Below are 966 nucleotides of genomic sequence, written 5' to 3' on the forward strand. Positions count from 1 at the left end.
GTCCGGACAAGGATCCCAACCGTCCGGACAAGGATGTCGGCACCAGGGCATCCTCGTGAGCCGCTTCCTGTTCGTCGTCCCCCCACTGACCGGGCATGTCAACCCGGCGGTCGGGATCGCCGGCGAACTCGCCGAACGCGGTCACGAGGTCGCTGTCGCGGGCCACGCCGGCGTGGTCGGGCCGCTGCTGGCACCCGGTCTGACCCTGCTGCCGCTTGCCGGGACGCTCCGCGACTCCGATCAGGCTGCCGTTGAGGAGAAATCCAGAAAGCTGCGTGGCCCGGCATCCCTGAAGTTCCTGTGGAAGGACTTCCTCATCCCGCTGGCTGTCTCGATGGTCGACGAGGTCGAGGCGAAGGTCGACCAGTTCGCCCCGGACGTACTGGTCGTGGACCAGCAGGCGGTCGGAGCCGCGCTCGTGGCCCGCCGCCGCGCCCTGCCGTGGGTGACCCTTGCCACCACGTCCGCGGAACTGGATGATCCGTACCAATTCCTGCCCGGGGTCGGGCAGTGGGTGCTTGACACGTTGCGTGACTTCCAGTGTTCCCAGGGTGTGCCCGAACACGAAGCGCGCGTTGGTGACCTGCGGTTCTCCGACCAGCTGACCTTGGTGTGCTCGGTGCCCCGGATGCTGCGCACAGGAGGCTTTCCCGACCACTACGGCTTCGTCGGTGTGCCCCTCGGGCGGCGGCCCGCCGCGGCCTTCCCCTGGGACTGGTTGGATCCCGACCGCGAGCACGTGCTGGTTTCGCTGGGGACGGTGACCCGCGAGGTCGGCAGCCGGTTCCTGCAGGTCGCGGCCGACGCGCTCCAACCGCTCGGGCACCGGCTGCAGGCGATAGTCGTGGCGCCACCCGGAATCCTCGGCCCACGCGGCGCGGCTCCCGCGGCCGACGGTGGCCTGGCCGGCGCTGGTCCGGACGGTGTTGGCCAGGCTGGTGCTGGCCAGGCTGGTGGTGACCTGGA

The 966-nt window shown here is 70.1% G+C and carries 1 protein-coding gene; it reads left to right on the forward strand.

Features of this window, described 5'->3' with window-relative positions:
* Nucleotides 1-55: 55 nt before the first annotated feature.
* Nucleotides 56-966: glycosyltransferase (locus tag DD1DGNOD_RS07150; RefSeq protein ID WP_206443004.1), on the forward strand; the 911-nt coding region annotated here is incomplete at its 3' end.

Origin of the sequence: Candidatus Protofrankia californiensis, assembly GCF_900634765.1 — a bacterium.
GTDB lineage: Bacteria > Actinomycetota > Actinomycetes > Frankiales > Frankiaceae > Protofrankia > Protofrankia californiensis.